Origin of the sequence: Synechococcus sp. MIT S9503 (genome assembly GCF_047304175.1) — a bacterium.
Taxonomy (GTDB): Bacteria; Cyanobacteriota; Cyanobacteriia; order PCC-6307; family Cyanobiaceae; genus Synechococcus_C.
This window is the reverse complement of sequence record NZ_CP138955.1, coordinates 84,404-107,619: the sequence shown is the minus strand read 5'-3', so window position 1 is coordinate 107,619 and position 23,216 is coordinate 84,404. Positions and strand designations below refer to the sequence as shown.

The following is a 23,216-nucleotide window of genomic DNA, read 5'->3' as shown; positions in this document are numbered from 1 at the left end:
AATTCGCAGCGCGACTCTCTTTGATACCAGAGTCACGTTCAAAATTTGCCATGCTGTCATCCACCTCGATCGCGACACAATTCGGCGGAGAGCGTGAAACAGAGCAGCCCATCACTCTCCGGGCTGGCCACAAAGGTGCAGCCGAGTCAGCAGAGATTGAAAGCGCAATCGACGCTGCCTACAGACATGTCTATGGCAATGGTCATGTGATGGACCACGAGCGCTCCGTGTCTCTGGAGGCCGAATTGCGCGACGGCCGGCTGACAATCCGTGAGTTCATCCGCGGCCTCGCCAAGTCAGATTTCTATCGCAAAAATTTCTACAGTTGCTGCTCTCCCCAGAGAACAATTGAACTGGATTTCAAACACCTGCTAGGCAGGCCGCCCCACGACCAAGGTGAAGTCTCCGCATCCATTCAGATTCAGGCTTCACAAGGGCACGATGCACTTGTGGATTCCCTGATTGATTCCGAGGAATACAACAAGGCCTTCGGAGATCATGGGGTCCCCTTCATGCGTTCCTGGCAATCCCAGCCGGGATCGGCTCAATCGGCCTTCAATCGAACCGCCGCCGTTTCGCTTGGCTATGCCTTCAGTGACAAAGCAATCGGCACCGGCTCCAGGCTGGGCAGTCAACTCGCTTCAGGACGCGCCGGCAGGATCGCTCTCCCCACGTCCGCTGAAGTGCAGTGGATGCGTGTCTCCAGCAGCTGGAGAGGTAATCAGCCACCGAAATGGGCCACCAGATTCGCGACGGTGTTCGTGGTGGCTGGAGTGATTGAGGTCAGCCGACTGGTGGTGACCGTGGCTTACAGCGCTTTGAGCAGCTGACTGATCAGAGAGACCTGCTTCTCATCGGGTGACCAAAGAAAGCGCTTGAGGGGCAGTTGTCCGTTGAGATCCACCGGAATCCCCTCTGCAATCAGCAGTTCACGCTGCATCCAGTCGGATCCTTCACGACTGGGGCTCATGGAGATGCACCCCCGGGCATTGACCACACGCTGCCAGGGGATGCTTGAAGGCAGCTGCAGCCGGCGCAGAGCCCAACCCACCTGACGGGCACAGCCATAGGCACCAATCCAGTCGGCAACCTGGCCATAGGTTGCGAGGCGACCTTGCGGAATCAAGGCAACCACAACCCTCACGCGCTGATCAAACGAGCTGCGCTGAGGTGCAGTCATCAGCCCCCGTCGATCTGGCAACCAATCAGAGCACCAGCGGCACCTCCCAGAGGCATGCCGATCCAGCGGCCATTGCCCCTGGACAGCGCAGCGCCGAGACCGGCTCCAAGCAAACCTCCAATCACACTGCCCTCAACACAACTGTTGGTGTCTGAATTCTGCTGGCCCCATGCAGCCTGCTGGGCGGAAATCTCTGGGGAATACAGATACTCACGGTTGTCATAGCGGTCATCGTCGTGGGCCAGTAGCGGTGTTGCCGTCAAAGGCAGCAGGGCAGCAAGGCTCAGCGCCGCTGAGAGGCTTACAGGAACAAATCGCTTCATGATGACGTCACTGTTGATCAGACCCATCGTGTTGAGATGCCGCCGGCAAAACATGACTGAACTGGGCAGACCCTGCATCTGGATATGACTGGGCTCGTTCGTTCCACACCCGTTCTGAAAAAACCATCCAACAAGGGCCATCAAGCCTGATCCCATTGAGCATGCAACGCGAACCGAGCATTTATGCGCTGCAGGACTCGGAAATTCTGCAGCTGCTTGCAGCCCTTCCCGACACAACCATGGGGCGCCGCTATGGATTCGCCTTCCAGCTGATGGCCACCTACGGACTCAAAGCGACTGACCTGCGCTACCTGCAGGTTCGCAATCACGACAGCGAACTCTGGCTGCGCCAGAGGAGCGTTGACACAGATAAAAGTGACGAGGCATTCGAGCCCTGCAGGCTTGAAGCCCTGAGGGTGTTGAATCGCGAAGACATTCCACAGGACTGGAATCTGGTGGAGCGCGTTGTGCTTGGAGAACGACTACCACCCATCGGCACGGATTCAGAAGCAGATCGACAGCTGGAGTCGTATCTGCTGGACAAGCCTGTCTGGCGGATCATTAAGAACCGCGCCGCTCAATCAGGACAACAGGCAGCGATTGACAGCTTCAGGCAGCGCTACGCCTGCGCGGCCAGGAGCCTCCGCAGCACCGATGAACAACATTGATCACACAATCGGGAAAATTTTTCCAGAAAAGCCAGTTTCTCAGCAGCAGATCATGCCGGAATCTCTTTGCGGCATCACAGGCAGGCATAATGCACAGAAACCCCCAAAAATCGAGAATGTCGGAGCCCAGCAATATCCAGAAACTGGAACTGATTAACTATAAAAACGAGGCTGGTACTGAACTTCTTGGTCTGGGCATCGAGCTTGCCGATGATCCCAACGGTGGCATCCAGGTGCGTGTGATCATGGACCCTCAGGTGATCAGCGGGGTGACAGTCACACCGCTCCAGCAGAGGAGTTGCTGTGGTTAAATCCTGATCATTGGATTCTCATAAATTACAGAATACAGGTATCAATCAAGCCCATTGAACGACAAGCAACGCGCGACCAACTCCATCACAACCGAACAGATCAAACATCCCTGAAGGAAAAGCAGTTTCCACAGGATGAAACATCGATCAGCTTTCCGGAAAGAAAGAATCCGCCCCCAGAAAGTGATTCCTGGTAGTCAATCACGATCCCGGAAAACAGCTTGACCTGTTCAGCACTGGAGTAAAGCGTCACTCCCGATTCTCTGGAGATCGGTTCACCGGAGTTACGACCGGCCTTGAACACAATCGCGTAGTCAGAGCAGCCGCCGGAGACGAGCTCAGCATGCATTTCACCTGGGATTCCCGCCACAGCGGACTGTCGCATCAGCTCCAAAGCCGCAGTGGACGTCAAGATCGTTCCCATCTGAAATCCATTGGTTGGATTAGAGCAACCAGCTGAAGACAGCTTCAACGAGCGCTCATGACAGAGGCTTTTGTAGCAGATGCATTGCTCTCCATTCAGGATGCCGCTTGCGGTTCGCATGTAAATCTGAGCAATGCCCCCATGGCTGCCCGCAGGTTGTCGCACCTGCAGCGATCTCAGCGATGCCGATCCTTCCCCGCAGATTTGAGCGTCTGAAGCAGGTTCTGGACTGCCGGATGTCTGACCTGACGGTTCTGGTGGAGCATGTGGAGAAGCCCCACAACCTCTCCGCGATCCTGCGCAGCTGCGACGCAGTGGGGGTTCTGGAAGCGCATGCGGTCAGCTTCAGCGGCAGACCCCGCACCTTCAACAGCACCGCCCAGGGAAGCCAGCGGTGGGTGCCGCTGCATGACCATGCCGACATCGGCAGCGCCGCGCGCCAGCTCAGGGAGCGGGGCTTCCGGCTTTACGGCACCAACCTCGGCGTGCATGCGTGTGACTACCGCGAATGCGACTTCACCGGCCCCAGCGCCTTCGTTCTCGGCGCAGAGAAATGGGGGCTGACCGAGGAGGCCACCGCATTGATGGATCAGGCGATCTTCATTCCGATGCGGGGGATGGTGCAGTCGCTGAACGTGTCAGTGGCCACAGCCACGCTGCTGTTCGAGGCACTCAGACAGCGGCAGGCAGCTGGTCTGGCACCGAACAACGGCGAAGGGATCCCTCCGGAGCGTTACGACGACCTGCTGTTTGAGTGGTGTTATCCCGAAGTGGCGCAGTGGTGTCGTGAGCAGGAGCGCAGCTATCCAGCACTAAGCCCCGATGGAGAAATTCTCGAAGATCTACCGCGCACCACAAAGCTGCATTGTTGATCCATCTGGAACCACCATCGCTACGTTCGGCGCAGAGCTGTTAGTGGGGTGAGACGACGATGACTCAGGACTTGCGCAATCTGCGCCTCTATCGCATGTCCATGCCGGAACACGAGTGTCCCTGGGGGCTCAAGGCAATCGCACTGCTGCAAGAGCGGGGACTCACATTCGAGGATCACCGGCTGACCACGCAGGCTGAGGTGGACAGCTTCAAAGAGCAGCACGGGGTTCAGACCACACCACAGATCTTCAGCGATGACGAGCGCATCGGTGGTTACACCGAACTGGCGGCTCGGCTCGGCGCTGATGTGGAGCGCCCTGAGTACTCCTACACCCCAGTGATCGCGGTGTTCGGGTCCACGCTGCTGATGGCGCTGGTACTGGGCGGCAATTTGATCCAGCAATTCATGGGGATCTCCATCTGCTCCCTGGCGATGTTGAAGCTGATGGACGTGGAGTCCTTCGCAGCCAGTTTTGTGAAGTACGACCTGGCCACGCAGCGCTGGCGTGGCTGGGGAAGGCTTTATCCAGGCGTGGAATTGCTGATCGGACTCGGGTTTCTGTTCAATCCACCGCTGCCTGTTGCAGGCTGGGCAGCGCTGTTGATTGGCGTTCCAGGGATGGCGTCGGTGATCAAAGCGATCTACATCGACAAACTGGCTCTGAATTGCGCCTGCGTTGGGGGCAACACCAAAACGCCCTTAGGCATCATCAGCTTCAGCGAATACGCCATGCTCACTCTGATGGGATTTGTGGTTAGCTTTCAACTGGTGTTTTGAATCCGGTTCAGATTCAGAACGGCATCAACACGTCTTTACTGCCTTGGGTGCGCTCCATCACCGGATGATTACGGCGGGCGGCCGGCAACCGCAGAGCAAATACAAGAGCCAACACTTCCAGTGGAAGGCTGCGCCCAATGAACAGCACCACCAACCCAAGGGCGATCGCCAGCATCTGCTCAAGCAGACCAATCACATCATCGGGATTGCTGCGTCCGGAAACCCACAGGGTCAGCATCAGTGTGAGCAGCGCGAGCGTGGCCCAGAACGGCATGACCTGATCAATCCGATAACTCATTTTGACGCGTCACGGCCAGTGCTGCTCACCCAGGCTTCGAGACCCTCACCCAGAAACGACAGGCCGAGCACCAGCACAAACATCGCCAGGCCTGGATAAAGGGCCGTCCACCAAATACCTGTCGGCACCGCTGCGAGGGCGAGATTGAGATCACTGCCCCATTCGGGCACCGTTTCCGGAAGCCCCAGCCCGAGGAATCCAAGACCACCCAGCACCAACACCGCATCGGCGGCGTTGAGCGTGAGCAGCACTGGCACGGAAGTGATCACGTTGCGCAACAGATAGCGGCGCAGGATCCAGAGAGGGCCGGCACCCAGCGTGCGCGCTGCCTCCACAAACAGCTCCGCCTTGACCTGGGCCGTCTGGTTGCGCACCACCCTGAAGTACTGGGGGATGTAAACCACGCACAACGCCGCAGCCGCATTGGGAACACCCCGGCCCAGCAGAAACGCCAGCACCACCGACAGCAACAACACCGGCAGGGTGTACAGCGTGTCCATCAGCAGCACCAGCACGCGATCCACCGCTCCGCCCAGATAGCCGCTGACCATGCCGAGGGGCACACCGATCACCAGCGCAAAAGTCACAGCCAGGAGTACCACCTGCAGGGCCACACCGCTGCCCTGCAGAGTGCGCACACAAACGTCTCGGCCAAGTCGATCGGTGCCGCACCAGTGCGCCATGGACGGTGGCGCATAGATGGGATTGTCCAGCCCGGCATTGGGATCCGGCAGCAGGCCTGCAGCCAGCATCACGGGTGTGAGCAGAGCCACCAGCCCATAGATCGCCACGATCACGAGGCCCCAGCGGGCCATGCGAGCCGAGAGGCTGGGACGGGCAATGCCCAGTGGCGAGGCGGCAAAACTCACAGAGCAGCGAGGTGTCGATCAACCGCATTCTTGCCGGCGTGCCCGTCAAGCAGCAGGATGAGCTCATGAGCCGTTCCAGCAACTGGCGATCTCGCCTGATGGCGACGATGCTTGGCCAGCTGCAACTGGCGACTTACACCGCTGTGATGCTCGGTTTCACTGGCGCCACCAGCACGGGGTTGTGGCTGAGCGAACGCAGCCGGCTGAGTGTGGGGGAGGATCGCCTTCAGAGTGCATCTGAATCACTCGCTCTGCGCCTGAGAGCAGATGGACATCACCAGGACAACGAGACGGTGATCCTGCAGGAACTTCAGGAACACTCCAGCGGGCGAACCAAACTATGGCTGGAAAAGCCTGACGGACAGGTCCTCACCCCCAGGCAGGATCACTTATCCATGCCAGATGGTCTGCTAGAAGCAACGGTCGAGGCCAATCCCCTAAGGAAGCCTGGTCAGCCGCATCTGATCTCTCTTGATGGACGCGACTACCTCACCATGCTGAGTCGTCGTCTCGAGTCGGGTGATGCGCTCTGGAGCAGCACTGAGATCTCACGCCTGGGCTCTGCGCAGAGTGAATTTCTGGCCTGGATGATTCTGATCTGGGGAGGATCTCTCGGTGCTTCGCTGCTCCTGGTCAGCCTGTTGGTGAGAAAGATCACCAAACCTTTGCAGGAGCTCAGCACGCGCAGCTCCGAACTCACCGCTGAAGGTCTGCAATCAGCGTCGCTCCCAGTGCCTGCGAGCCCTGAAGAACTGCAGAGGCTCACGCGCACCTACAACTCCCTCACCGAGAGATTGGCTCAGTCATGGAGCCAACAGCGTCAGTTCGTGAGCGCTGTGAGCCATGAACTGCAAACGCCCCTGACGCTGGTCTCGGGATCGCTCAGACGTGTGATCCGCAAGGCACCAGAACTCGATGCGCAACTGTTGCAGCGCCTTCAGGACGCTGAACAGGAAACCATCGGTATGCAGAAACTGCTCAATGACCTTCTGGACCTCTCAAGCAGTGATTCCGGCCGACTTCAGGTGAAGCAGGAGCCGGTAGAGCTGAGCCCTTTGCTGGAGGAAGTTGTTCGCGCTCAGGGAGCTGCCCTGGCACGTGACATCACCCTGGAGCACCTTGCAGAGGACAGCTCAACAGAAATTCTTGGAGATCCAGCAAGGCTGCGGCAGGTTTTGCTCAACCTGATCGAAAACGCGCACAAGTATTCGCCGCCTGAACAGCCGATCCATCTGCGCCTGAAATCCAACATCACGGGCCTGATCATTGAAGTGGAGGACAGGGGGATCGGCATTCCGTTGCAGGATCAGGCCTACGTGTTCGATCGCTTCCATCGTGGGTCCAACACAACGGGGCAGAGCGGCAGCGGCGTGGGGCTCTCGGTTGTGAAGCTGCTCGTAGAGGCCATGGATGGCAACATCGAGGTCAGCAGTGAGCCCGGGATGGGCAGCTGCTTTCGCATCAAGCTGAGGCGAGCCACTTGATTCCCTATCTGATCCTGATCTCACTGCTGGTGCCGGCCAATCTCTGGGCGTCGATCACACCGCATCTGCACAGCGATCTGAGCATGCGCCTGCTGCATGGCGTGTCAACGGTGGTGCTGGTGCCGCCTCTACTGAGCATGTGGCGGCAACGAAGGCGGATTCAACGGCTGCCAGCCCTGCTTCTGGCCAGCTTTTCGCTGGTACTGATCGTGGTCAACACCCACATCGCCGCCGTCGGCATGGGTGTGCGCTACGGCTGGGTCGATCACCTGTTTCTGGCGATCGCCTGTCTGGCGGTTCTGAGCTTTTACCTGCTCAATGAGGAGGAGGATCCGGCTCAGGAGACTCCCCTCTCCTGAGCGTCAGCGCAACAACAGCTCCCTCTGCGTCGGCATCGTCCACAGACACGCTCCCACCCATCGGTTCCACAAGCATCCGAACCAGAGCCAGGCCGATGCCACTGCCTGGGATCCCGGCACTGTTGCTGCCGCGACGGAAACGCTCGAACACAGTCTCACGCTCAGGCTCTGGGATCCCCGCACCGTGGTCACGAACACGCACGACAACCCTTTCTGCATCGACGCTGAAGCTGATCTGCACCGCTGATGCCGCGGGACTGTATTTGCAGGCGTTGTCGATCAGATGGCCAAGACTCTGCTGCACAGATTCACGATCAGCGAAGACCTGAATCGCGTTCAGATCGATCCCTTCTGGAGCCGCGACCACAACACGTTGCTGCATCGATTGCTCCAGCGACGCGATCGACTCCTGAACCAGATCAGCGATGCAGAGGGGCTGAAGCGCAAGTTGCTGAGTACCGATCTCAGCGCGGCTGATCGCCACCAGATCGCTCACCACCTGTGCCAGCCGGCGGGTTTCGTCTTGCACGATCAGCAACTGATCGCGCTGATCGTTGCTGAGATTGTCGCCTCGGCGCAGCAGACGACGGGTGTAGCCGCCGATGAGGGTGATGGGCGTGCGCAGCTCATGACTCATGTTGCTGGCGAACTGTTGCTGACGCTCCCGTGATTCCGTGAGTTGATCGCGCAAAGCATTGAACGCATGCGCAAGAGGCTTCAACTCCAGAGGCAGTGGTTCCGAATCAAAACGCTGGTGCTGCAGAGGATTTAGGCGGGAAGGGTCCAGAGTGTTTTCAAAACTGATCAGGGGACGCAGCGCTTGTGCAATGCCATAGCGGTTGAGCAGCACTGACACCAGAACAGCAAGAGCAGTGGCAAGCAACAGCAGTGCATTCAGCTGGCGCTGAAACGCCACCTCTTCGGAGACGTTCTCCAGGAGATACAGCGTCAGGTCGATGCCGTTGAGATCTATGACCCTGCTGGAAATCAAGTAGCTGCTGGTGCGATCGCGAAACAGCTGCGGGCTTGCCTGGCCTTCAACCAGCTGCTCAGCCCGCTGGCGCAGAGGCGCAGAAATCTCTGGCAACAATGGAGCGGTATGCTGACCCACAGGTCGACCCCACAGAACCTGGGTTGAGCCAGAGACTCTGTTGAGCAGGCGTTGCAGCTGTTGAGGCTGGCCAGCAAAGGCAACATTGCTGCGCAGCAGTTGGTCAGCCCGCTGCATCGTGAGCAGCTGCCTCTGGTTGCGCTGCTGCTGGAACAGCTGAACAGTCACCACCAACAGCAGGCCATAGCCGAGCAACACCGCCAGCAAACCGGAGCGCTGCAAGCGTCGCCGCATCGACGACTGTTCAGAACCAGCACTCACAGTTGTCGTTCTCCTGCTGCAGAGCTGATCAGCAGCGCGCTCGATCCTTCAGGCCGCCAATCGACTGCGCAGTGATCGCGGCGCACCGGAACTCGACGGCAACTGCTGTTCGACCTCCAGCTGCAGCACAGGCCATTGCGGGTGAGGACGCGCTGTGAATCCAGAACCGATGTCGTTGGGAAGCGCATCCAGCAGAACCCGATTCTGGAAGGCACCCCGAAGATTAGGCACGCCATCGAGGCTGTAGGCAGGGCCACAGCGCATCAACACCTCACCGCGCCAGATCGCATCGGGAGCCGAGCCAACGGAATAGACAATCGCCCGATCAGCGCGTGCCTGCGCATCAGCCTGCTGCGTTGCGATGGCCAGCACCGGACGTCGACCGTTCATGCGGCAAGGCCAACGGTTGGAGACAGGCGGATCCACCATCCAGCCATGGGCCGAGCCGAGTTCCTCGCGGATCAGCTCCAGGCTGCGGCGCTGGCGTGAGCTTTCACTCAGGCGCAAGGCCATCGCCCTGCCCAGCTGGAGATCAGCGCCGATCAAGCGCAGCATCAGCGCAAACAACAGCGCGCCAAGGCTCAGGGAAAGCATCAGCTCCAACAACGTGAATCCAGGAGAGCCTGCTGCTGTCGATCGGCTTCGTGTCACCTCACCCCTCCTCAACCCTGGGTCGGCAGAGAGTGCTGCGGGGAGCAGCGCCCTGCTGAGCAAGGTTTCCCTGGTAGATGCCAACCCTGCTCACACCCAAGGGCAAACTCACCACCAAGCACAGGCTGCGATCCAGCCGCGCATGGCTGAGCACGGTGGTGCCGCCATCGAGGAGCAAGCCGTTAGCAGTCACCCGAATCACATCGGGGAGGTTGGTGTGCAGCTGAAGCGAACCCTGCTCAAAGGCCTCCTGCAACGCCAGGCCAATGCCTGAGCATGGCTCCAACCCACCTGGCAGAGACTGCTGCTCGAACTGCAACCAGGCATCACTGTTAAGCGTGATCCCGCAAGCCTGCTGAGAACGCCTCGCCGCCAGACGAGCGCGTTCCAAACCGAGCTGCAATCGCCGAGCAGCCGCATCCAGCTGCAAGCGATCACGCTCAGCAGCACTGTTCGGCATGCTCAGCGAGGCGATGATCCCCACAACAGCAACCGTCACCATCAGCTCCATGAGGCTGAAGCCTGCGCTGAAACGTTTCATGAGCTACACAGCCCATAGGCCGCAGGGCTGACCAACTGGCGCCGCTGCAACAGCACCTCACCGTCGCCATTCAAAACAGACAGCTCCTGCCAGAGGCCAAGCTGCTGGGAATCCACGCTCCATTGCCGCTTGATGCCAACGGGCGCGGGCACAGCCTGATCAGAAGCTGCTGCAACAGCCTCAGGATCCAGCCGACACCGATCAGAGCCAGACATCAACAGCTTGTGTTCAGCGCCATGGCGCATCAACCAGCGATGACTGGCCAATTGCAACAGCTGCAACTCATCGGCTTGCTGCTGCACGCGGTTGGTCTGCTGCAAAGTTTCTATTGACTGGCTCCACACTCCAAGAGCCGCGCTACTGCTGCTGGCCAACAACAGCGAAGAGACCAGCACTTCCGCAAAGCACATCACTACGACTCCGTTGTGAAACGCCTCCGCAACTGCGGGTCACTGATAGCTAGGACTCGAGGGACCGCTGAATCCAGCTGCACTCTGAACAAAGCATTGGAACCACTACGCTGAAGTCCCAAACGAAGCTCGGCAAAATCTGATCGAGGTTGCCATTGCTGAAGATGCCAACCCTGCTTCCCAACCAAGCCCTGGCGAAGCACATCAGCATCTGAGCCTGGACAGTTGATCCGCTTGGAGTCCCAACGATCAGAAGGCCAAAACAACAGACATGCCTGGGGACCTGTGGCAAGTGAGACAAAGGCATGCGCTGCTGAACGCAGTTGATCCGACACCAGATCTCGTTCGGAAAACGAATGAACACTCAAGCGCTGACGCAAGCTGAGTGTATGAATCAAAGCGCTTCCAAGCAAAAGCACTGATGAAGCAGAAAGCGCGAGTGGAAATACGAAACCAGCTGCCCGTTGCTTGACTTTTGGCACAGGGCGGTAAGACGAGGTCGAAGACAAACCTGTGATGCTTGCAACTATGCAAAGCATTCCCCACAGCTGATGAGGCATTAGCAGAGGTAAGCGAATGCCGACCAGCAATCAACGGTGAGGCCCCACGCCTAGGAACCAGAACAGCAGTCAGGAATGAGCAGGATCACATTGAGAAAGAGAACAACAGGCCGATCGACAGGCGCTAAGTGCGGATAGTGAATACGCGAGCTAAGGAGCTTCTCAGCAAACCTTTAGGTTGATTACCAAATCAAAGGATCTGATGGATAAATAATGAGAAGGTCAGCACCGGTGGTGCGATTCCGTCTCAATCGACTATGACAACTCTCAATCCACGTCTGCGCTTGGCTCTGCTCAACCGCAAAAAAAGCAATAACGCCCTCGAAAAAGGCTTCACACTGATCGAACTGCTGATCGTTGTGGTGATCCTCGGCATTCTTTCCGCGATTGCCTTGCCGGCATTCCTAAATCAGCAGAATAAAGCGATTTCATCGGGACTGGACCAAACAGCAATGTCTTCCGCAAAGTCCTGCGCAGCATTGCAAGTCACGGGAGAGACTTCAGATTGGGTCAACCCAAATTCCGCCAAAATTGGATTAGTAGGAAGTTGCGCTGCACCCTCAACCACTGCTCTTGAATTTGTAGCAACTGATGGTACGCCGGACAGTGGTAACCCAAAGACCAAAACAACTGACGCAAGAGTAACACCAGCCGTTGCCACACTTGGATCTGACGGCTCAGTCCGGCTCACCGCTCCAAGTCAATAGCGCCTAAATCTCCAGACAAAGCCCAAGAAAGCCCATGCTTTGCATGGGCTTTTTACGTAACAAAAACCAGGGAAGAATATCAAAATGAAGACAGAGCTTGATATTTCAAATCAGAAAGAGAAACAACAGCTGCTGCAAACAACAATAAGTACAAAAGGGGGGAAATCGTTCTACAATGATTGGACAATAAAACAGGCGAACTAGAACGAGAAGCGGTAAATGCAGGGCCAGAAATATCAACCAAACAACTAGCGACCAAAATCAAAAGGCCAAAAGCCCAAACCCCTGCGGGCCATGAAAAAATGGCTCCAAACAATGAGAAAGCAGTTAGAGGAACAATTGCAAGCTGAAAAAGCAAGCGAGTATCGCCTTCTAAAGCCAGAAGACTGGTAAGTATGTAATAAAGAAGAAGCACAAAGAGAACAACACCCAGCAATCCGCTATCTGCTAATAATTGAACAAACAGATTATGCGGGGTAAAATTGCCATTGGTACCGCTGCTCGGCAAAAACCCAAGACCGTGCCCGAAAACAAGCGAAGTATCAAGCCAAGACCGAACCCAAGCCGCCCAGATCTCAAAACGACCACCAGAACCTCGTTCAACAAAATCAGGGACTAAACCGCCACCATGCATTTTGAAAGCGAGAAGACTGATTGATTCACTAACCATCCAAGAGATCAAGCCCGAAAAGAAAGTAATTACAGCAAGTAACCTTGCCTCCAGGGATCGACGGGCTGAAAGTAAAAGCACACACAAGCCGAGCAACAACGAAACCAGAAGAGCACGTCCTCCCGTAAACCATGCATTAAAGAACGCTTGGGAGAACAACACCAGAACAAGAAGCCGAATACGGTAATTATTGAGGTTGAAAAATTGAGAAACATGTCTTGCCGCAAGACAACAGAGGCAGACCAGCTGAAACTGAATCAAGGCAATAAAATTACCATCTCTCGGATTGAGGAAAAGGCGGAAGGGCCCCAATTGATTCAAATAGATGGACGCAAAAGGTATATTAGAAAGTTTATGAACAATCAAAAATATATTCTCAGATACAACCAAAACAGACAACACAAACACAGATGAGTAAAGAAGAGCAGCTTTGTTAGGAAGACGACACGCAATAAACAAACAAACCGGCAGCATCAAAGCGAAAACAATGCCTGAAAGGATGCTCATTTGCTGGGGAGACCAACCATGCACAGTCACCAACACCGATAGCCAAAGCAGACAAGAGGCGAAGATGACCTTGGGCGCCAAGCGAGCAAACAAGCTCTTAATAAAAGACCAAAAATCGTTAGTTAAAGCGATGAAAGAGGCGGCAATCAAACATGACACCAAAAGAACATGCCATTGAACACCAAAGCGACTAACACCTATCAAGCAGAAGGGCGATACCAGAAAAGTAATAAAGGGGGCAAAGACATAAATCCATGACGCCAAGGTCGAAAGCCGCGATGCTGAAAGTTCTTTCATCAATATTGAATCAGGGGGTCCATGCATAGGAAAATCAGAAGGGCACGGAGAATACCCTTAGACAGTTCTAACAAAAGTCTCATGATTTTCACAGATCACAATCCCAGCCTCTAGACATAATGAGTTTGAGAGAGAATTGCTTCAGATATGAGACAACAGCACCTATTTACTCCTATATCAATGCAGACAATCAAAGCACAGGATGGCTTCACATTAACAGAAATGATAATAACAGTAGCAATTATCGCAATCCTAAGTGCAATTGCAATACCGAATTATGTACGACAACTTAAAAGCAGCCGACAGAACGAAGTCATCGCTGTCTTGTCACAGATACAGACAACCTTAGCCACCTATATCGATACGAACGGAGCCCCCAACAGCTCATGCAGTGGTAGTTCGGTGCCCACATGGGCTGATTTAAATAGTATGGCGGCGATCATGACAAACAACGGGCCTGCCAACGACTGCACGATTGCATTAACCACAGAAATTGTTCTGCCAAATGAGAACTATTCCGTGAAACGATCAGGAAATAGCAATAATGATTATTACTATGAATTCAAAGCCATGAACCAGCAAGGAGATAGCGATTACAACGTATTTTCATGTTTAGATCTGAGCACCGGTGCTAGCGATACAAAAACGGAAGCTCAAGGTGGAGCATCAGCTCTAAAATGCATATAAGGAAATAACAATGCATAAGCTCTTTCCAAAAAAATTCAAACAAATGTCTCTCAGACGATTAGCCAATAAAAGAAGCGCCAAACAAGAAGAAGGGATGGCCCTGATTATGGCATTATTGATTGGCTTATTAGTCCTGGCTGCGGGAAGCAGTCTCTTAATCAGGCAGTTAATGTCACGCAAACTTGGGAGCAGCGAAAGTTATCAACAGTTGGCTGAAAACGCCGCGGTGAATGGGTTTAATCGAATCCTCGCAAAGCTAAATGGTGGCAAGAAGGGCGAGTATCTCGGCTACTTGTATTCGGTGAGTAACCAAGCGAGTACGAGCATTCCATATGCATGGTCAACCTTTGGAACGGATAGCGAGCCAACCCTGACACCACAGATTTGTACCAATACAGATGGAATTCTGACAACCGGTAAAGCAGGAGCTCGATGGGATCCAACAAAAGAGCTACCGCTATCACTTCCAGACTCATCAGCAACATTGATCAACGATCAAAGTAATGGAGCATCAAATCAAGGTGATATTCAAACCTTCTATGAATTGACAGGCTATGACAAGACAACGAGAACATTTGAAGTCATTGGAACAGTAAAGCGAGTTGGGAATGGTAAGGATCAGATACTGGCAAAGGCGCTACTAACCCGTAGCCTTGATGTACTCAAAATGGCATCCAAAACAGATGACTGGGCTGTGATCGGTGGGAACCATTTACAGCTTGGCAGCACAACAATCAGTGGGAGCACAGGAGCAGCAGCAGCAACGGGAGGACGAGTCGTCATAAACATCGAAAATACGAATAATTTCGATGAAAAAGACTGTTTCGATCAAATCGAATTGAACAGTCTAAATAATTTAAACTATTCGAGAAGCACACTAACCAACAACATCTGGCCATTAATCAATACTGCAATGCCAGATGCCTCGAAATTTAAAAAAGGAAAAGTCGTAGATACAACCAATAACGGTGTAACAAGACTCTGGACATTGGACGACAACAACAGTGGATGCGCAGGTTCAGCTGTTTGTACACGACCGGCAGATGATGCATCGAGAACCGAAACACCGAGCAATGTCTCCAAAAACAATTCAACAAATACTACGGTTATAAACCCGAGTGGAATTTGTCAAAGCAAAACAGCAGACGATGATATTTGTCATATCTATGTTGAAAGAATCAACCTGACCAATGAGAAGATAGTTTTTGAATTGGATAATACAATGAAAGCCGTTGTTTTACATTTGGAATACCCAGATAACGCAACGGATCCAAGGCGCCAAAATGGAGATGGCCGGATTCAGTTACGCAATGGAAGCAAGCTTTGCGTCGGACAAATCAATCCGAGCGGATGTGACACCGATCTCGCTCCCGAAAAACTTGTGATTACATCAAGTTCTGGTCCAAAACCGAATCAATGTGTCAACGCAGGTAGTAAACCTTATGTTTTACAAATTGAGGGCAACTCACTCCCAGCAGCTCTCATACACATGCCAAATGGCACTGTGAATTTAGTAGGTGCTCCTAACCCAGAAATGACTGGAATCATCTGGGCTAGCAGCATTTGCGCAAATAATAATGGCTTAAAATTAACAACAAGCGTGGGTGGCAAGTCAGTGATCGAGAGAGCTCAACTATTCTGGGATTGGCTGCCTGAAGATGCGTATGGGCGGACTGTTCTTAGAGGCGTAAGAGGCGAGGGGTATGACTTATTCAGACGGATTTGATACTGACAAGCAATTCAGAGAATTCTCAGAAAGTCTTCATTGACCCAAAAGATTCACAGAGGTAATAGAACTAAAATGAGTATAGCTGCAAGCTATACGCTTTTAATAATAAAGTGAAAAGCCAAGTTGGCTGGTATTGGAAGACGCAATCACGCACTGATTCGTCTGGCTTTACTCTCATTGAGGTTCTAATCGCTGGTGTCATCCTTGCTGCATCCATGACAGCTCTTAGCCGTCTTAGTTTGGCATCAGTAGCAGTCAGCAAAAAACAGCTGACAAGAACATCCATCGAGGCAGTTATAACGGCAGATATTCAGATTCTCCAAAAGGCCGATTCAGAGTTTCGCTATGGAGTGGGAGGTGCAACAGCTCAAGATTGCATTAACCCAGCACAAGCACTAGCAAGTCATCTCAATAGCCGGCAGGATTTAAGTTTTCAACATCCAGAGATCACACGAACAATACCAACCAACATGAATGGTGATACACTCACGATTACATACAAGCTATTGTCACCTGAAACAAGTATTGCTAATGAGTACAGAATGATAGAAATGAATCCTGATTTTCATGCGAGATGCACTTCATGAGATTCGTTCTAAAAAACCAGATGCAGGAACACCAGCAAGGATTCACTCTGATTGAGATGCTTGTGGTCATTGTGCTAGTGGGCCTAGCCACAGCTTGGGCGATACCTTCCTATAGAAGATACCAGCTGCAACTGTACGTTGATAACTACACGCAAGCCTTAGAGGCTGGCCTGTTCAACCTGAGAGCGAATGCAGGAAAGTGGAAGGTCAGCTTTAAATCAAGTCCTGCGGCATTAGGCCAGTTCCTAACTCCATCAAACATCATTGAATACACAAAGCCCAATGGAAGCAGGGTCGACAGGTGTCAACCACAGATTCATGAGCGATTATTGAATTCGAATATCAGCAATCCCTGCGATGCCAACGATCCAGGTGTGCTTCAATGCCCAGAAATAAGTAATGGGAAAAGAGAACCAGAATGTATTTTTCCACGCTTCATGAAAATTGAAAATACTGCAGCTTCCAAGGAAGTTGAAGTAGCCATTTCAATTGCAAATGGTCAAACATCATTTGAAATCACACCGCCTGGAACGATCAATCCCAATGAAGTGATCTTTAGAGTGAGATCAACCAAACATGGATCTCTTGGCGATCAGAAACTCCAAGACCGCTGTGTCACCCTCACTGGCAATGGATTTTTGCGAAATAGCAAATGCTAGTCAAAATTCTCGCATCAAACCAAACAGAGAGGTGATGTCGCCCCTGAAACTTTCACCAGTTTCTCAGGATGCTATAACAATCATCTAAGTTAATAAGAAAGCGTGACTCGTATATTGAAATCATAAAGTCTGTGGCCAGCGGTATGAATTTTCTATCCCACCCACATAGTAAGCAACAACTAAGAGTAAAACGGTCAGGAGGCTTTGGAGCCACTGAAGTGATCGTGTCTCTTGGTGTTGGCACTCTGATCATCACAGGTGCGGCTGTGAGTCTTCGCTCTACAGAATCACTCGTGGAGGGAGCAGAAGCGAAGACAACCTTGCGCCAAAACAGTACGAACGGCCTCAGGCTTGCAAGAGCCGAAATTGAGAAGAGCAAACACGTCATCGTCCATGACGATTCACTGGATGAGCAAAGTATTTACAATATTGAAAATCCAATTTATGCGGCATCCTTACAGGCATGTAAAGATAAAACTCCCAGCAACGAGGTTTTTAATCCGATCTACGGATTATCGATGTCAGATATTGGCGAACCAGTTTATTACGGCATTAATACGAGCACAGACGGCAATGGTTATAGCATCGCGCGCTGTGGCGCACCGCTCAACCTAGAGGGTAAATACAACGAGACCGTTGAGGTATTCCTTGCAAGAGTCATCGACAATTTGGCCATTATGCCATGCACTGATGAAGAAGGGGAATGTGAAGCACCCACAAATGAAGGTGGAGATCAGAAGAGCTTAAAAGAAATTGCCGACAGTCTTGATTTGCAATTCGCCAGCAATTTAAAAACTCCAGAAAGAAGCTTCCTTGAGCCAGCTATTCGCGTTGAAACGGATAAAAATTATAAATTAATTCGCTTCATTGATGCAGCAAATGGTAAAGGAATGATGAATCAAAGCTACTTGGAAATCAATAAAAATGGAAAAGCAAAATCATATTACCCGCTCTATTTAACAGCATTTGCGCGAGGTGATAAGCGTCTGATCATCAATGAGAATGGTCGCCAGATCATCGACTCAATGTTTTTCCCACAGGTTGAAAGCAATCGCGTTGCCTTTGTACTGGATGGATCAGGTTCAATGAGTGCATGCATTCTTGATGGAACAACTATTGAATCGGAATACAAGCAATACTGGTCAGGCAGCAATTATGAATACAGAAATTTAGCTTGTAAAGTCACGCGCATGGAGGCTATGCAATCTGAATTGCAAGCTGTACTCACCGACCTACATCATTTTGGGGATGATCCAAAAATCAGTCTCAGTGTGTTCAGCTCTCCAGGGTACTCAAATCATCGAGACTGGAATTCCGACGAAGATTCATTGATTGCTATCGGAAGCAATCACAAAGATAATTTTGATTCCGCAATGGCTTTTGTGCAATCACTCAATGATGGTCCAGTAACCCAATGGGGCGGCACCTCGCCATGGAATGGCCTTGACAAAGCATTTGCCAACACAGATTTAGAGGTTGTCTATTTCTTGTCAGATGGAGAACCCAACTACTTCAGAAATGGTTCTGAATGGAAAAACCATAAAACAAACAAGGTTAATAATGTCATTGCACACTACATGGACATCAATAAAGACTCAAGCCAGCGCACTAACCCTTTATCGGTCTATTCAACAGCCCTTGGGCTCCGATCAGACTGGATGGAGCAAATGGCAGAGCAGAGTAATGGAATTTATACTGAAGTCACTGAAGAGACTCTCACAAGTGAGCCAACAAGTAACGCCAATAATCCAGAAGAAATATTTGGTGGTGATGGACAATTTTCAAATAATGGAGCTGGAGAGCAAGCGCAAGTTCAGTCAGATCCGACTCCACAAGCCAATAACAACCAGAACAGCCAAGGCAACAGGAGATGTTTCTGGTCTTGGTGGCGTCGGAAGACCATCTGTGAGGACAGGCTGTGATAACGCAATCCGCTTGCGAACTGGGTCCCCGCCAAAACTCATGATTGACATCATGTCAGGCTATAGCTAACAATAAACTAGTGAGTGGTTGATCTCTACGACTGAAATTCAAGATTAAGCAGTAAAAGTATTCTCACGATGAAGGAGCAATTTAGAAATCCCAAAAGATCAAAACACCAAAATGGTGGTTATGTGTTGATCTTTGTGGTTGTCACAGGTTTGATCTTGATTACTGGTGCGCTGATTATTTCATCTCAGAGTCTTGACGGTCTCGTAAAGTCAGCAAGGCGTAAAAATAAAGACGCAGCCATTGAAATTGCAGAATCAGGCACTTCTATTCTACTGAGTGAGCTTAATAGTAAGTTCCCTTATCTCCTAACAATTGATTGTCAGGTCGAAAAAAATGGAGACACTGAACAGTCCAACGAACCCACTTGTGTTGGTTGGAACCTCGAAGAAATTGAAAACATCTGTTCAGGCAGGTCTGATACTCCCAATGAGATCATGCCCAGCCTTTCAGGAGCAGTAACAGACGAAAGCGGTTCCTATCAACTGAGAAACTATGAATTCCTAGGAGATCAGATCCAAGGAGGCACAGCCATCATTCAGGTTGAAGGGCAACGCTTTAAAGACATCAATACCCCCTCCTCATTGCTGGCAACGGCTGTTGTTGAACAAGAAGTCACCATCGCGCCGAAATACTGTAATTCATCTCCCTACGATGAAACAGGTGGTGGTACATCAGGATATGGTCTTATCTCCGGAACAGTTGTTCTAACAGATAGTGATATCGTTGATCAATTTGAGGGTACGGATCCAAGTCAAGCAAATGTGAATTGCACGGGTTGTTCAGCGCCAAACCCAGATAAATCAATAGCCTGGGATGGTGTACAAAATGGAACTAGTGTTATTGATGGGAAACGCTCCAATGACCCTGAGCCGAAACCCTTGGATTTTGAAATCGAACCAAGGGATTGGGGTCCAACGATAACGCCCTTAAACATTACCCTATCATCAGATGAACTAGAAATTAATCACACCTCCCACCCAAACCACTGTGAAACGGATGATGATACATTGCCTCTAATCACTCATTGCAGAATTGGCAATGTGAGTATATCCGGAGGTCAATTCATCGTTAATCCTGGAGATGAAGGTGAAATAAGGCTCTACCTCGAAGGAGATTTAGTGGCATTCAGTTCTGATCATTTCATCAATATGGGTAGAGATTTTGGTCAAGTGGCATTACTAGGCAGAAGAAATCCACTCTATCCAACACGCTGCCAGCCACAACAATTTGCCATAAGCGGTACAGATGATTTTGGACCCGTTTTTATTAACATGCCATGCTCTAGCGTAGTCTTAAATGGAAATATCAATATCATTGGAGCCGCTATTGTTGCTAATTGGACTGCAAATGGAAACAGCAACTTAAAAGTACCACCTGATGCAGCAAAGATCATGAGCGAAAAATATAATATTTCATTTGAAGGCAATGAAGGACGTGAGTTTGCCGCAATTGGAAACAATCGCTGGAATCTGATCCAGCTCAATGATCCTCAGTAATACGTCATACTAAAAGTGCTTCAGTTTCAGAAACAGCATCATTTTTTATCAACTCGCTAGGGATAGATTCTAGAGACCTTCATGCTGTTGAGGAAAGTCATCCAATGAGGCCTAGCAGAAAGTAGTGTTGAAGTGACGGCGTAAATTGCTAAGCTAAAACTGGCTTAAACATCAGGTGTGTCAAAAACCAAACCTCATTTGCTTCACTTGCAATTCTCTCAGCACATCAAATGCATTTGATTGGCCAATTAAAATCATGGAGTCGCCATTGTCTCCGGCGACAACAAACCCAAAATAATTTGGTCGGGGAAGCATCCTATAAGCAATTCAATGAGAAAGTACATTCCGGCATAGGCTTTACTTTGGTTGAGCTTTTAATTACTTTATCAATCCTCGGAATACTTTCTAGTATTGCACTTGTTAACATCTCTTCCTCCTTGACGAGAAGTCGTTTGCTTTCCACGACCCGAGAATTGGAAAATTGGCTTGGAGAGCAGCGCAGTTATGCAATGACAAACAATATCACTTGTCTCGTCACTATTGATGTTATAAACAAGCGGCTATTCAGCTCACGAGACTCAGACGATCACTCGACCTCTTGTTCAGGTAGACAGTCAACTTCTAACGCAGATACATTTGATCTACCCGAAAAATTTGGTGACGGAGGCAACAACATTACTCTATCTTTTGGCACAGACTATGATGATCAGACGCTCAAAGCCATCCGTTTTCAACATCAGGGCTTCATTGAGCATCATCAAATAGGCTCAGAGGGAACCCTCGAAGATCAAACCAACTCAGATGGCATACTCGAGCTAAGGTTGGCTTATAAAGATCTTCAGCATCAACGTTGCATCAGGATCATTTCGCCAATTGGAATTATGCGCGATGGAATCCTGAAAGATCCATCTTCTAGGTGCGTCTATGACAAAACATACTGACAAATTTAAAACGCATTGTATTCACACAAGATCATCAGGTTTTACACTGATTGAATTACTTGTAGCTTCAGTTATCGCTGGCATATTGTCTATTATTACCTGGAATATTTTAATCCTAAGCACGGAAGGGGTGGCTCGCACTGAATTCAGGCGCCGCCTGCATGAAGACTGGCGCAGAGCAACTACTTTGATTCAATCAGAGATCTCTCAGAGTGACTTAATAGAATCAGAGGATCTTTCACCCAGTGATGTGATCGACGACGGCTGCGACTTGCTTCAAGACATTGATCATTCCAGACTAAAATTACGCATGCATTTAGTGGGAACCCTTCCAGAAATTATCTACGGTGTTCGAAGTATTGGAAGTCTTCCAGATAACCAAGTCAACAAGTGGAGTGGGGGCTCAGAAGCAGGCGTCTTGATCCGTTGCGGACCTCGTGTGACCATTGGCGAGAATGGAAAAGTCGAATACATCCAAGGCAACTATCAGCAATCCATTATCTTGGACAATCTCAATTTATCCAACAATAATGGCTTACATATCAAAGGTGAAAATACAACGCAAAAATTGATTGAATTCTCATTGAGTATGAATGAAGATTTCAACAACATTTCGTCAGGCAGTATTCGCACAAAGACACTCGACAGCCGAGGTATGTCCAAAATCAATGAAGTACCTCCAGTCCCGAGCGAACAATCTTTTTGCGAAACGATATGCACAGAAAAAGATGTGGCGTGTGGAGATGATGTCATCACACTCCTCGAGAGCACTTTTGGATTAGAGAACACAAAATCAACAGAACGTTTTTATCAGGCGGAAGAGCAAGCTAGCCCTGTATTTGGGACTGAAACTATTTGCACTAATCGATCATATAGTTATAGCGAGGGCATGCAAGGAGCGAACGGCAATTATGTGATGGATGCTAATCCAACTCCAAGTCGGGATAATGAAACTCCTACAACGATCACCCTTATCGGAGGAATAATGGGAAGAAATATTTTGCTTGGTACACCAGCCAGTGACATACTCACAGGCGGCAATAAGCATGATGCACTGATCGGGCGAGGGGGTGATGATCAACTGAACGGTGGCGAGGGGAACGATAGCTTCCTTCCTTGGACATCAACCTCACAGGAAGAGGGAAGTTTGATTAATCTCGACGGAGGAGATGGCTTTGACCGCGTCTATTTAAAAGGGGAAGCATCCCGATACAAACTCAGTACGGCCTGCAACAAAGAGTCCTGCGATCTAAGTTTGACCACAGAGGATGACGATGTCATTCTTATGCTTGAAGATGTTGAGCAAATCGTTTTCAAGGGAAGTGTTTTCAACCTTGAATGAAGCCTCATATGACTGAAAAGCAGGAAAGACAATCCCTGGCTCAAAAGCAATCTGGGTTTAGCCTGTTAGAGGTTTTAATTGCATTTTCAATACTGATTATTGCATTTGTCAGTGTTTTTCAGTCACGCTTAGACAGCACTAAACGCATTGAACAGACTGGTGATAGCAATCAAGTTTACAACAGAATTCGTTCCGACATTGCTTATATAAGAAATGAAGCCCTCATCTGGAAGTGTCGAGATGGTGCATGCAGTGGGCTGATGGAACATCAGCATCAACCTGCACGCTATGAAAACTCTCATTGCTCGATCGACAATCCTTTCGACGATTTCCCAATCAAAAGCGCGTCACTGTCTGATGAGAACAATGACACAGTCATTGCACGAGACGTCGTCATCAATGGGAAGCAGCTAGATATTACCTATTCAAGCTCAAAGAATGGAAAAACGATTACATCTAGCATTTCAATCATCCCACAAGCAATGAACTGGTGTTAGTGCA

27 protein-coding genes are annotated in these 23,216 nt (G+C 50.8%); 17 read left to right on the top strand and 10 right to left on the bottom strand.

Features of this window, described 5'->3' with window-relative positions; translation table 11 throughout:
- The first annotated feature begins 50 nt into the window (after nucleotides 1-50).
- Nucleotides 51-830: a phycobilisome rod-core linker polypeptide gene (locus SIB56_RS00545; protein WP_413324619.1), complete on the top strand. Its 780-nt coding sequence runs from the start codon at nucleotides 51-53 to the stop codon at nucleotides 828-830.
- On the opposite strand, the gene SIB56_RS00540 is transcribed toward SIB56_RS00545, so the two are convergent.
- Both SIB56_RS00540 and SIB56_RS00535 read right to left on the bottom strand, forming a co-directional pair.
- Nucleotides 809-1,180: an MGMT family protein gene (locus tag SIB56_RS00540; RefSeq protein ID WP_413324618.1), complete on the bottom strand. Its 372-nt coding sequence runs from the start codon at nucleotides 1,178-1,180 to the stop codon at nucleotides 809-811. The two genes, SIB56_RS00545 and SIB56_RS00540, sit on opposite strands and share 22 nt — an antisense overlap.
- Nucleotides 1,180-1,644, bottom strand: a complete 465-nt coding sequence (locus SIB56_RS00535; protein ID WP_413324617.1) for a glycine zipper 2TM domain-containing protein — start codon at nucleotides 1,642-1,644, stop codon at nucleotides 1,180-1,182. Before SIB56_RS00535 ends, SIB56_RS00540 begins: the two co-directional genes overlap by 1 nt.
- Nucleotides 1,645-1,664: 20 nt before the next feature.
- Between SIB56_RS00535 and SIB56_RS00530 the strand changes: the two genes are divergently transcribed.
- Nucleotides 1,665-2,171, top strand: coding sequence for a hypothetical protein (locus tag SIB56_RS00530; RefSeq protein ID WP_413324616.1), 507 nt, complete (start codon nucleotides 1,665-1,667; stop codon nucleotides 2,169-2,171).
- A gap of 116 nt (nucleotides 2,172-2,287) precedes the next feature.
- A complete protein-coding gene (locus SIB56_RS00525; protein ID WP_413324615.1) occupies nucleotides 2,288-2,482 on the top strand; it encodes a hypothetical protein in 195 nt (64 codons plus the stop codon).
- Nucleotides 2,483-2,582: 100 nt separating this feature from the next.
- Here the strand turns inward: SIB56_RS00525 and SIB56_RS00520 are convergent, their stop codons facing one another.
- Entirely contained in the window at nucleotides 2,583-2,894 is a 312-nt protein-coding gene (locus SIB56_RS00520; RefSeq protein WP_413324614.1) for an AIR synthase, read from the bottom strand.
- Nucleotides 2,895-3,088: 194 nt separating this feature from the next.
- Between SIB56_RS00520 and trmH the strand changes: the two genes are divergently transcribed.
- Nucleotides 3,089-3,778, top strand: coding sequence for a tRNA (guanosine(18)-2'-O)-methyltransferase TrmH (gene trmH, locus SIB56_RS00515; protein ID WP_413324613.1), 690 nt, complete (start codon nucleotides 3,089-3,091; stop codon nucleotides 3,776-3,778).
- A 59-nt stretch (nucleotides 3,779-3,837) separates the two neighbouring features.
- Nucleotides 3,838-4,557 (top strand): MauE/DoxX family redox-associated membrane protein, encoded by a 720-nt coding sequence (locus SIB56_RS00510; protein ID WP_413324612.1) that lies wholly within the window; start codon nucleotides 3,838-3,840, stop codon nucleotides 4,555-4,557.
- 13 nt (nucleotides 4,558-4,570) lie between these two features.
- Here the strand turns inward: SIB56_RS00510 and SIB56_RS00505 are convergent, their stop codons facing one another.
- Complete coding sequence (locus SIB56_RS00505) at nucleotides 4,571-4,831, bottom strand: hypothetical protein (protein WP_413326994.1); 261 nt, start codon at nucleotides 4,829-4,831, stop codon at nucleotides 4,571-4,573.
- Nucleotides 4,832-4,851: 20 nt separating this feature from the next.
- On the bottom strand, nucleotides 4,852-5,670 hold the full coding sequence (locus SIB56_RS00500) for an ABC transporter permease (RefSeq protein ID WP_413326991.1): 819 nt from the start codon (nucleotides 5,668-5,670) through the stop codon (nucleotides 4,852-4,854).
- Between the two features lie 65 nt (nucleotides 5,671-5,735).
- On the opposite strand from SIB56_RS00500, the gene SIB56_RS00495 reads away from it, so the two are divergent.
- Complete coding sequence (locus SIB56_RS00495; RefSeq protein WP_413324611.1) at nucleotides 5,736-7,208, top strand: sensor histidine kinase; 1,473 nt, start codon at nucleotides 5,736-5,738, stop codon at nucleotides 7,206-7,208.
- Nucleotides 7,205-7,567: a hypothetical protein gene (locus SIB56_RS00490; RefSeq protein ID WP_413324610.1), complete on the top strand. Its 363-nt coding sequence runs from the start codon at nucleotides 7,205-7,207 to the stop codon at nucleotides 7,565-7,567. Before SIB56_RS00495 ends, SIB56_RS00490 begins: the two co-directional genes overlap by 4 nt.
- Here the strand turns inward: SIB56_RS00490 and SIB56_RS00485 are convergent.
- The 4 genes from SIB56_RS00485 to SIB56_RS00470 are packed head-to-tail and all read right to left on the bottom strand — an operon-like array spanning nucleotide 7,524 to nucleotide 10,541.
- Nucleotides 7,524-8,939, bottom strand: coding sequence for a sensor histidine kinase (locus SIB56_RS00485; protein ID WP_413324609.1), 1,416 nt, complete (start codon nucleotides 8,937-8,939; stop codon nucleotides 7,524-7,526). The genes SIB56_RS00490 and SIB56_RS00485 overlap by 44 nt on opposite strands.
- A 48-nt stretch (nucleotides 8,940-8,987) precedes the next feature.
- On the bottom strand, nucleotides 8,988-9,590 hold the full coding sequence (locus SIB56_RS00480) for a prepilin-type N-terminal cleavage/methylation domain-containing protein (protein ID WP_413324608.1): 603 nt from the start codon (nucleotides 9,588-9,590) through the stop codon (nucleotides 8,988-8,990).
- A gap of 1 nt (nucleotide 9,591) precedes the next feature.
- Nucleotides 9,592-10,131 carry a GspH/FimT family pseudopilin gene (locus SIB56_RS00475; protein ID WP_413324607.1) on the bottom strand — a complete coding sequence of 180 codons (540 nt, stop codon included), beginning with the start codon at nucleotides 10,129-10,131 and terminating at the stop codon, nucleotides 9,592-9,594.
- The gene (locus tag SIB56_RS00470; protein ID WP_413324606.1) at nucleotides 10,128-10,541 is read right to left on the bottom strand and encodes a hypothetical protein; all 414 of its coding nucleotides are present in this window, start codon (nucleotides 10,539-10,541) and stop codon (nucleotides 10,128-10,130) included. The genes SIB56_RS00475 and SIB56_RS00470 overlap by 4 nt, the downstream gene beginning before the upstream one ends.
- 817 nt (nucleotides 10,542-11,358) lie before the next feature.
- Here SIB56_RS00470 and SIB56_RS00465 point away from each other — a divergent pair.
- Nucleotides 11,359-11,808 (top strand): pilin, encoded by a 450-nt coding sequence (locus SIB56_RS00465; protein WP_413324605.1) that lies wholly within the window; start codon nucleotides 11,359-11,361, stop codon nucleotides 11,806-11,808.
- Between the two features lie 79 nt (nucleotides 11,809-11,887).
- On the opposite strand, the gene SIB56_RS00460 is transcribed toward SIB56_RS00465, so the two are convergent.
- Entirely contained in the window at nucleotides 11,888-13,282 is a 1,395-nt protein-coding gene (locus SIB56_RS00460; protein WP_413324604.1) for an O-antigen ligase family protein, read from the bottom strand.
- A gap of 147 nt (nucleotides 13,283-13,429) precedes the next feature.
- On the opposite strand from SIB56_RS00460, the gene SIB56_RS00455 reads away from it, so the two are divergent.
- The 9 genes from SIB56_RS00455 (at nucleotide 13,430) to SIB56_RS00415 (ending at nucleotide 23,212) form a co-directional block, all read left to right on the top strand.
- Nucleotides 13,430-13,969: a prepilin-type N-terminal cleavage/methylation domain-containing protein gene (locus SIB56_RS00455; RefSeq protein ID WP_413324603.1), complete on the top strand. Its 540-nt coding sequence runs from the start codon at nucleotides 13,430-13,432 to the stop codon at nucleotides 13,967-13,969.
- A gap of 10 nt (nucleotides 13,970-13,979) precedes the next feature.
- On the top strand, nucleotides 13,980-15,695 hold the full coding sequence (locus SIB56_RS00450; RefSeq protein ID WP_413324602.1) for a hypothetical protein: 1,716 nt from the start codon (nucleotides 13,980-13,982) through the stop codon (nucleotides 15,693-15,695).
- 113 nt (nucleotides 15,696-15,808) lie between these two features.
- Entirely contained in the window at nucleotides 15,809-16,285 is a 477-nt protein-coding gene (locus SIB56_RS00445) for a type IV pilus modification PilV family protein (protein ID WP_413324601.1), read from the top strand.
- Nucleotides 16,282-16,944, top strand: coding sequence for a Tfp pilus assembly protein FimT/FimU (locus SIB56_RS00440; RefSeq protein ID WP_413324600.1), 663 nt, complete (start codon nucleotides 16,282-16,284; stop codon nucleotides 16,942-16,944). Before SIB56_RS00445 ends, SIB56_RS00440 begins: the two co-directional genes overlap by 4 nt.
- A 224-nt stretch (nucleotides 16,945-17,168) precedes the next feature.
- Nucleotides 17,169-18,866, top strand: a complete 1,698-nt coding sequence (locus SIB56_RS00435; RefSeq protein ID WP_413324599.1) for a vWA domain-containing protein — start codon at nucleotides 17,169-17,171, stop codon at nucleotides 18,864-18,866.
- Nucleotides 18,867-19,004: 138 nt separating this feature from the next.
- A complete protein-coding gene (locus SIB56_RS00430) occupies nucleotides 19,005-20,432 on the top strand; it encodes a hypothetical protein (RefSeq protein ID WP_413324598.1) in 1,428 nt (475 codons plus the stop codon).
- A 230-nt stretch (nucleotides 20,433-20,662) separates the two neighbouring features.
- Nucleotides 20,663-21,373 (top strand): Tfp pilus assembly protein FimT/FimU, encoded by a 711-nt coding sequence (locus SIB56_RS00425; protein WP_413324597.1) that lies wholly within the window; start codon nucleotides 20,663-20,665, stop codon nucleotides 21,371-21,373.
- Nucleotides 21,357-22,715 carry a prepilin-type N-terminal cleavage/methylation domain-containing protein gene (locus tag SIB56_RS00420; RefSeq protein WP_413324596.1) on the top strand — a complete coding sequence of 453 codons (1,359 nt, stop codon included), beginning with the start codon at nucleotides 21,357-21,359 and terminating at the stop codon, nucleotides 22,713-22,715. Before SIB56_RS00425 ends, SIB56_RS00420 begins: the two co-directional genes overlap by 17 nt.
- A gap of 8 nt (nucleotides 22,716-22,723) precedes the next feature.
- A complete protein-coding gene (locus SIB56_RS00415; protein ID WP_413324595.1) occupies nucleotides 22,724-23,212 on the top strand; it encodes a type II secretion system protein J in 489 nt (162 codons plus the stop codon).
- Nucleotides 23,213-23,216 lie beyond the last annotated feature (4 nt).